Origin of the sequence: Aeromonas sp. QDB25 (assembly GCF_027707725.1) — a bacterium.
Taxonomy (GTDB): domain Bacteria; phylum Pseudomonadota; class Gammaproteobacteria; order Enterobacterales; family Aeromonadaceae; genus Aeromonas; species Aeromonas caviae.
The window spans coordinates 1-8513 of the sequence record NZ_JAPCIZ010000019.1; the positions used below are offsets into that span (position 1 = coordinate 1).

Sequence of the window (8513 nt, forward strand, 5' to 3'; positions counted from 1 at the left end):
GCCTCTCCCCGCTTTGCCACGGACATATCAATATGCTCGGCCATTATTCCTTCACGCTGGCAGAACTGGTGACCAAAGGACATCTGAGACCATTAAAAGAGGCGTCAGAGGTAGAAAACGTTGCTTAACGTGAGTTTTCGTTCCACTGAGCGTCAGACCCCGATTAAGGTGGATATCCACTTCATCTTCATAAAATACCGGATGCTCTGCGCTGCATTCATCCAGCGCTTTGTGGATTACCGCCATCTTTTCATCTTTATGTGGGTCACGGATACGCAGAGTTGGCGCGGCCCTGCGCCATACAAGCCCCGCAGATGGCAACCAGCGGCGAACGGTTCCTGCATGTAACTGGCAACCGGTTATCTCATTGATTTTTAATGCCAGTAATTCGGTGCTCCAGCGTGAACGTTGATAACCAAAATCGCCGGGAGAATGCTTTATCAGCTCACGTAACAGGGTGCAGATATGTTCAAAAGGCCAGCGTCGGGAGCGCCCTGCGGGTAAGGATTTCAGGCCTTCAATACCTGAGTGCGTAAACCAGTTAATCCAGCGACCAACGGATGAACGAGCACAACAGAGAGTTCTGGCAACATCGCTGACCCGTTCACCCCGATGAAGCATCAGCATGGCCGTGAGTCTGCGGGCATGATTTTTATCGCGCGTTTTATGAATAGCTTTCTGCATCAGGCGTCGTTCGCCACGGGGTATTGGTGCTATGATCGGCATCGCTCAGTCCGGTTGGTGGTTTTGGTTGGTTTGGCGATTGATCAGATCGCACAATCCGGGCTGAGTTCCCTTTCAGTGATCTACTATTCCGCGCATCTATTTAGATTATTGGAGACTATCATGAAGTTTGAGAAGTCACAGGCAGCAGTTGACCGCCTGACCCCCGAGCAACGCCGGATTACCCAGGATTCGGGGACCGAAAGGCCCTTCACGGGCGAGTACAACGACAACAAGGAGCCTGGCATCTACGTCGACATAGTGTCGGGAGAGCCACTGTTCGCTTCGACGGACAAGTTCGATTCGGGTACTGGCTGGCCCAGCTTCACCAAGCCGATCGTTTCGGCAAACGTGAACGAGGTGCGGGACAGCGCACACGGCATGGTCCGGACGGAGGTCAGGTCAGTACACGCAGACAGTCATCTCGGCCATGTGTTCCCCGATGGTCCTTCCGACCGCGGCGGTCTGCGGTACTGCATCAACTCAGCGTCCCTTCGCTTCATCCCGCGCGACGAGATGGAGTCCGAGGGATACGGTGAATATCTCGATCAAGTAGAGGAGGCTTAACATGCATCAGCGCGCTGTTCTCGCAGGAGGATGTTTCTGGGGCATGCAGGATCTGATCCGCAAGCGGCCCGGCATCATCTCGACCCGTGTGGGTTACACGGGCGGCGATATTCCGAACGCCACGTATCGTAATCACGGCACGCATGCCGAGGGGATCGAGATTGTCTTCGACCCGACAGTGACGAGCTACCGGAACATCCTGGAATTCTTCTTCCAGATCCACGATCCGACGACGCTGAACCGCCAGGGCAATGATCGTGGGCTCTCCTACCGGTCGGGCATCTATTATGTCGACGAGGAGCAGAAGCGCGTCGCCGAGGATACGATCGCCGATGTGGATGCCTCGGGGCTGTGGGATGGCAAAGTGGTGACCGAGGTCCAGCCGGTCGGCGAGTTCTGGGAGGCCGAGCCCGATCACCAGGATTATCTGGAGAAGCACCCGGGCGGCTACACCTGCCACTTCGTCCGTCCCGGCTGGGTGCTTCCGAAGCGCCAAAAGGTTGACGACGTACAGCCAGCGGCCGGGACCGCGGCGGAATAGGCTTCGCTGCCGTTAGTGCCGCGCCGATCCGGTTCGCAACCTCCGACGACCGCGTCAATCGACGCGGTCGTCGAACCCGGCCTTGAAGCAGATCATTCCATTCAGCCGCCGTCGCAGTGCCAGGATCCAGATATGACAGACCTCTCCTCCTTTCCCATCACGCAGCGCTGGCCAGCATCTTATCCGGATCGCTTGCAACTATACGCGGCCCCCACGCCCAACGGCGTCAAGGTCTCGATGATGCTGGAGGAGACTGGCCTGCCGTATGAGCCCCACTTCGTCGACATCTCGAACAACGAGTCGAAGGATCCAGCGTTCGTGTCGTTGAATCCCAACGGCCGCATACCCGCGATCATCGATCCGGCTGGCCCTGACGGCCAGCCCATTGGCATATGGGAAACCGGTGCGATCCTCATCTATCTGGCCGACAAGACGGGGCAGCTCATCTCAACAACACCCGCCCAGCGGTACGAGACTCTGGCCTGGGTGTTCTTTCAGGTGTCGGGCGTTGGGCCGACCTTCGGACAGCTAGGCTTTTTCCTGCGATTTGCCGGCAAGGACTATGAGGACAAGCGACCTCGGCAGCGCTTTGTTGATGAATCCAGGCGTCTTCTCGGGGTCCTGGATCACCGGCTGGAGGGCCGCGAATGGATTGTCGATGATTACTCGATCGCGGACATTGCGACGTTTGGCTGGGTGAATGCGCTGGTCGAATTCTACGCAGCGGGCGACATCCTCGGCCTAAGCAGCTATTCGAACGTGCAGGCATGGCTCGAACGCGGGCTGGCGCGACCGGCTGTACAGCGTGGCCTGCGAATTCCTGCGAGGCCTGCATGACCATTATCGCCGCATATTATTACAACGAAGGTAAGCGAGTCCGTGAAATCAGGCTCGATGAGCACGTCGAACTAAACGAGAATCGCTCGGGCTTCTGCTGGATCGCGCTTAGCGAGCCCACCGCAGACGAACTCAGCGCGATCCAGACGACGTATAACCTCCATCCTTTGGCGATCGACAACGCCATGCACCCGCTGTGCCCGCCCAAGCTCGAGGTCTACAACGATGAGTTGTACGTCGTCGCCCAGACCGCCGAGCTGGTCGGCGACCGGATCAGCTACGGCAAGATGGCGATCTTCACCGGTCACAATCACCTTATCACCGTGCGGCACGGCAATGCCGGAGCGCTGGGCAAACTTCGGGAGCAACTCGAGGCATCGCCGACGCAGTTCGGCAAGGGTGTCGACTATGTGCTGCACGCGATCTTGCACCGAGTGGTCGACCAGTATCTGCCCATCTTCGAAATGATCGAGGACGACGTCCTGGCGATGGAGCGACGGTCGCTGCACGATTTCCTCGGGCCAGAAGAGGTGGCGCGAATCTTCGAACTAAGGTCCGAACTCACGCGGTTCAAGCGCACGCTCGGGGCTATGGCCGAGCTGGTGCGAAAGCTCGTTCGCGGCCACTTTCCCTGCCTCAGCGCCGAAATGACACCATATTTCCACGACGTCGCGGACCATGTCCACCGCGTGCAGTCCATGGTCGACGGCCTCCTGCTTGTCCTGTCCACGGTCTTCGAGGCCAGCAGCCTTCTGGAAGCGCAAAGGATCGGTGTGGTCACTCGCCAGCTCGCGGCCTGGGCGGCGATCTTGGCGGTCCCGACGGCGATCGCCGGAATATATGGCATGAACTTCAAGCACATGCCGGAACTGGACACGCCATATGGCTACTTCGTCGTGCTCGGAGTGATAGCGGTGTTCTGCCTTCTCCTGTTCATGCGCTTCAAGAAGGCCAAGTGGCTATGAGTAACGCACTTCGCGAGCTTCTCCGTCCGCCGAGTCACAGCGCGCTTTGTGCGCGAGCGTGTCCAATCCAGTTCAAGATGAAGGTGCTTCCATGACCTCCCAGGTGACCGACGTTCTAGAAGCAGTCCAGTCATTCATCGCCAAAGGCTATGACCGCGAATACCGCGTCAAGGACGGCAATCTCGTCGATCTCGAACTAGGGTCAACCCTCGATGCATGCAGCATTCGCGTCGATGCGGCGTTGCGCCTCGAGAGCGGGGACGACGGCGAAGATGCCTCCAACATCTACGCGATCACCGATCCGGCGACAGAGCATAAAGGCCTGTTGATCGACGCCTTCGACGTGTTCCACGAAATCTGCCCCCGCGACTTGTCCGAGCGCCTTGTGGCGCATCGGGAAACAGCACCGGCAGGTGACCAGGACGCGCCGAGCAAGCACGGACTACGGAAAGTCTACAAGAGCGAGTTTCACAGCGATCCCGAGCGTTACGTTCTGCGCGAGGGCTTTCCAGACTTCCCGCCATGCCCTTTCGGCCAATCCTTCAGCATCCTCGGCTTCGATACCGCCGAGCAGGAATATGTCTGGCTCGTCACGAGCATCATTCGAGATCCTCGGCTGATCAGGGTTCCATACCAGGGCGAAGACGTCATCAGCGACGAATAGCGGTGTCGCTTAGCCGGAAAGGCTGGCCTTCCTGGCCCACACATCTGCAGGCTGAACTTTAAGAACATCGAAAATTAGGAGGTGATTATGGACTGGAACAAGGACCACATACGAGAAACTATGCTCTTGCTGGAGACAGCAGCGTTGCACAGCGCTCGCGAAAACTACCTGGACCGAGATTCACCAGAATCGAGCGATGCTGACCCTGCCAGGCTACTTCCGCCCGACGAAGCTGTGGGATTTGTTGGTGATCTACAAGGGAGAGCTGATTGCTGCCATCGAGCTGAAAAGCCAGGTAGGTCCCTCGTTCGGTAACAACTTTAACAATCGAACAGAGGAATCTATCGGGACGGCCCATGATCTTTGGACGGCCTTTCGTGAAGAGGCGTTCGGCAAGCAGCCACGCCCTTTCGTCGGCTGGCTGATGATGGTCGAAGACGCGCCGGAGTCCCGCAGGCCGGTGCGTGACTCATCGCCGCACTTCCCGGTCTTCGAGGAGTTCAAGGGGGCGTCGTATCTCACGCGGTATGACTTGCTGTGTCAGCGATTGGTGCAGGAGCAGCTCTACACGACCGCTGCTGTCATTGCGGCAGAGCGCAGTGCGGTGAATACCGGCGACTTCACGGAGCAGTCGTCGATGACCAGCCTCAAGACATTCGTGTCTGCTTTGGCTGGGCACATCGCCGCAGAGGCGGCACGACTGGGCTGATTGGCCGCTTTCGATCATTCTGGCTTGGAGACCGGACGATGATGACAACCACAACTGAAGCGCTTTCAGAGGTTTTACGCGGGTATGGACGCGCCGATGAAACTGCATTGGCATCACTGCTGGAGGTCAGCGACTGGGAGCGCATCGCCCGGCAGGAGCTTGAGCGCCGGGCTACCAGCATCGTGCAGGCGCTGGATGATGCGACCCTTGAGGCCATCGCAGCGGGCACGCTCGACATGCTGGCCATGTGCCGACAGGTGGCCGACGAGATCCACCAGGCCGCCTAAGCCCTCCCCTGCCCTGCCACCGAACCCCGCCGCGTGCGGGGTTTTTTATGACTTCAAATCCTCAAAAGGTGCATTTACTCAAATCCTCAATATGCTATACTGCGCTTGAGTAATTCCTTTTTTCCTCAAACGCTCAATAGCTCAAGGAGCGCATATGCAAGTCATTGCTGTACTGAACCAGAAGGGCGGGGCGGGTAAAACCACCATCGCCACCCACCTTGCCCGCGCCCTGCAACTCGACGGCGCAGACGTGTTGCTGGTTGATTCTGACCCGCAGGGCAGCGCCCGCGATTGGGCCGCCGTCCGCGAGGATCAACCCGTGCCCGTGGTTGGCATCGACCGGCCCACCATCGAGCGCGATCTAAAGAGCGTGGCCCGGAAAGACTTTGTTGTGATCGACGGAGCGCCGCAGGCTCATGACTTGGCCGTGTCGGCAATGAAGTCCGCCGATTGCGTGCTGATCCCGGTGCAGCCGTCGCCCTACGACATTTGGGCAACCTCTGACCTCGTGGATTTGGTCAAGCAGCGCATCGAGCTGACCGACGGCAAGCTAAAAGCGGCTTTCGTGGTGTCCCGTGCGATCAAGGGCACCAAGATTGGTGCGGAAGTCTCCGAGGCGCTGGCCGGGTACGGCCTGCCGATCCTGCAAACGCGCATCACGCAGCGCGTCATCTACCCGAGCAGCGCGGCCAGCGGCACCACGGCCATTGACCAAGAGCCGACGAGCGAGGCCGCCGAGGAAATCCGGGCGCTGGCTGAGGAAGTGCGCCGTTTCCTCAATTGCACCATTTGAGTAATTAAGGAGTAGGTGAAAATGAGTAGCGGGAAACTTGGCATGAAAGCAGGCCGCCCGAGCGCCGCGAAGGCTGGCCCTACCTTGTCCGACCTTGCCGACAAGGCCGCCACCGTCCGGGTGAATTTCGACCTCGACCGGGCCGAGCACACGAAGCTGAAGATTTACGCCGCCAAGACCGGGCGCAGCATCACGGACATTCTGCGCGAACTGGTGCGCTCACTTGATGAAAAGAGTGATTGAGTAATCACTTAACCGGCTGGACGGGTCAAAAGCATGGACTATAGTCCATACATTTTTGATTTGGCGAAATTTAATAATGTTGATGAAATACGGCGCGTGGGGTATAAAGTGATGGTTGAAATGGAACCGTTGAGTCTGGAGGTACTGCCGCCCTCTCATTTCAAGGCGTTTGCGAAGAACGCACCGCATGAGATCAAGGGCGCTGTCATCGAGAACACAGAGCGCGGGCTGGTGATCGTGCTGCACGTTGGCAACGAGCGGCGCATTCTCGGCCAGTACCGGGGAGGCATCCGGTTTTTTCGCTCTTTCGATGGCGCGGCGGCAGTGCTGCGGCAGCATGGCGTGCTGCACTGGACGGCGAATGCAAAAGGCTGGATTCCGCGAACTTTGGAAGCGAAGGAGCGGAGTTCAGATGGATGAAAAAGCAAAGCCCCGCGTGGCAGCGGGGCTTGGCAGGGGGCGGGACTAGTCAGGTGGCACTGGCTAGAACCCAAAGGCGCAACCTATACAGGCAACACCCAGACATGGTTTGCATTGTAGCGCCCCACCTCTTGCCGCACAAGCGGAAAGAAGGTTATGGGACAGGCACAGCTACGACTTTTCAGCCCAGCCGATGAGGCGGGTTGCTATCACGACACAGCCCGGCAGGGCTTTTTCTCGTTGCTCATGGCGACGTGCGAGGGCAGCGGCAAGAAGCAGGACAGTTACCGGCTGTCACAGATGCCCGTGGTGCTCTCCATGCTCGACCACAGCCGGGATACCTGGCTGTCTCAGGCTGAGTTCATCAAGCCCAATCGCCGCGTGGTCAACTTGGCCCGCATCGGCTTGCTGTTCGCCGATCTGGACACCTACCGCGAGCCGTGGGCGCAGGGGCGCAGCCCCGAGCAACTGGCCGCCGCTGTCATGTTCCGCTGCTACGACGAAGGCGTGCCGCCGCCGTCGATCCTCGTTTTCTCTGGCCGTGGCGTGCAAGCAAAGTGGCTGCTGGATGGCACCTTGCCGCGTCAGGCGCTGCCACGCTGGAATGCCTGCCAGCGTTACCTGATCGACCGTCTGGCCGGGCTGGGCGCTGATCCAGCGGCCAAGGATGCAAGCCGCGTGCTGCGGCTGGTCAATACGGTGAACAGCAAGAGCGGCGAGGTTTGCCGCGTCATCCACGTTGAGCAAGGCCCGGACGGCGAGCCGATCCGGTACAACTTCGAGTATCTGGCCGAGGCGCTACTGCCGGTGGCCCGCTGGGACATCGAGGCCGACCGCAAGGCCCGCGCCGACCGTCGCCAGTTCAAGCTGCTGCCGGGCGGCCAAACCGGCAACCTGCGCACGCTCAACGGGCGGCAACTGGCGTGGGATCGTCTGGAGGACTTGCGCACGCTGGCCGCGCTGCGCGGCGGCGTGGCCGAGGGCGAGCGGATGCAGCACCTGTTTTGGCGGCTGAATTTCCTGCTGCTGTCAGGTGCGACGCACACCGGCCAGATGTACCACGAGGCCGCCGCGCTGGCCCGTGAGCTTGACCCACGGTGGAACTACCGCAGCGCCGAGCTTATGACGCTGTACGCCAAGGCCAAGGCCCACGAAGCCGGGGAAAAGGTGGAGTTCGGCGGCAAGCAGTTTGCGCCGCTCTACACGCCCAAGAACGACACGCTTATCAGCCTGTTTCACATCACCGACGACGAGCAGCGCAAGCTGCGCACGCTCATCAGCCGGGACATGGCCGCAGAGCGCCACAGCGAGCGCGAGAAAGCCCGCAGACGTGCCGCTGGGGCTGTCGATCGTGCTTCCTATCTGGAAGCAGCCAGCGCCAAGCAGGCGCAGGCTTTGGCCCTCAAGGCGCAGGGTCTGAGCGTGCGGGCCATTGCTGCACAGATGGGCATTAGCAAGACCGCTGCCGGGCGCTACATCGCAGAGCCGGGAGAGTGTCCCAAGTCCATGCGTATTACAGGCGGGGAGGGCTGATCGTGAGGTGTTCAAAGTCCGTCCGTATTACTAATGGCGGAGCCTTCCGGGCGGGTGTCCCAAGTCCATGCGTATTACTAATGGCGAAGCCTACGCCCGGCGCGTAGCGCCTGCCTTTGAGTAGCGCCTGCCTTTGAGTAGCGCCTGCCTTTGAGTAGCGCCTGCCTTTGAGTAGCGCCTGCCTTTGAGTAGCGCCTGCCTTTGAGTAGCGCCTGCCTTTGAGTAGCGCCT

Annotated in this window: 10 protein-coding genes and 2 pseudogenes; 11 read left to right on the forward strand and 1 reads right to left on the reverse strand. The window is 59.6% G+C overall.

What is annotated here, in order from left to right; genetic code table 11:
• Nucleotides 1–162: 162 nt before the first annotated feature.
• Nucleotides 163–726, reverse strand: a pseudogene (locus PG883_RS08750) (IS630-like element ISEc33 family transposase); the annotation flags it as partial.
• A gap of 120 nt (nt 727–846) precedes the next feature.
• Here PG883_RS08750 and msrB point away from each other — a divergent pair.
• From msrB to PG883_RS08805, 11 genes and pseudogenes are all read left to right on the forward strand, one after another.
• Nucleotides 847–1290 (forward strand): peptide-methionine (R)-S-oxide reductase MsrB, encoded by a 444-nt coding sequence (gene msrB / locus PG883_RS08755; protein ID WP_023338003.1) that lies wholly within the window; start codon nt 847–849, stop codon nt 1288–1290.
• 1 nt (nt 1291) lies between these two features.
• Complete coding sequence (gene msrA, locus PG883_RS08760; protein ID WP_023294902.1) at nt 1292–1831, forward strand: peptide-methionine (S)-S-oxide reductase MsrA; 540 nt, start codon at nt 1292–1294, stop codon at nt 1829–1831.
• Between the two features lie 132 nt (nt 1832–1963).
• A complete protein-coding gene (locus tag PG883_RS08765; RefSeq protein WP_004099038.1) occupies nt 1964–2668 on the forward strand; it encodes a glutathione S-transferase N-terminal domain-containing protein in 705 nt (234 codons plus the stop codon).
• On the forward strand, nt 2665–3633 hold the full coding sequence (locus tag PG883_RS08770) for a magnesium and cobalt transport protein CorA (protein ID WP_018716208.1): 969 nt from the start codon (nt 2665–2667) through the stop codon (nt 3631–3633). The genes PG883_RS08765 and PG883_RS08770 overlap by 4 nt, the downstream gene beginning before the upstream one ends.
• Nucleotides 3634–3724: 91 nt before the next feature.
• Nucleotides 3725–4297 carry a hypothetical protein gene (locus tag PG883_RS08775; protein WP_004099040.1) on the forward strand — a complete coding sequence of 191 codons (573 nt, stop codon included), beginning with the start codon at nt 3725–3727 and terminating at the stop codon, nt 4295–4297.
• A 175-nt stretch (nt 4298–4472) separates the two neighbouring features.
• Nucleotides 4473–5006: pseudogene (locus tag PG883_RS08780) on the forward strand (type-2 restriction endonuclease); the annotation flags it as partial.
• A 107-nt stretch (nt 5007–5113) separates the two neighbouring features.
• Nucleotides 5114–5293, forward strand: coding sequence for a hypothetical protein (locus tag PG883_RS08785; protein ID WP_232038188.1), 180 nt, complete (start codon nt 5114–5116; stop codon nt 5291–5293).
• A gap of 154 nt (nt 5294–5447) precedes the next feature.
• Nucleotides 5448–6086, forward strand: coding sequence for a ParA family partition ATPase (gene parA / locus PG883_RS08790; RefSeq protein WP_033996216.1), 639 nt, complete (start codon nt 5448–5450; stop codon nt 6084–6086).
• Nucleotides 6087–6128: 42 nt separating this feature from the next.
• Entirely contained in the window at nt 6129–6329 is a 201-nt protein-coding gene (locus PG883_RS08795) for a plasmid partition protein ParG (protein ID WP_008166578.1), read from the forward strand.
• Nucleotides 6330–6362: 33 nt separating this feature from the next.
• The gene (gene parC, locus PG883_RS08800) at nt 6363–6749 is read left to right on the forward strand and encodes a ParC family partition-associated protein (protein WP_011270177.1); all 387 of its coding nucleotides are present in this window, start codon (nt 6363–6365) and stop codon (nt 6747–6749) included.
• 156 nt (nt 6750–6905) lie between these two features.
• Complete coding sequence (locus tag PG883_RS08805) at nt 6906–8282, forward strand: replication protein (RefSeq protein ID WP_033996214.1); 1377 nt, start codon at nt 6906–6908, stop codon at nt 8280–8282.
• Nucleotides 8283–8513: the final 231 nt, after the last annotated feature.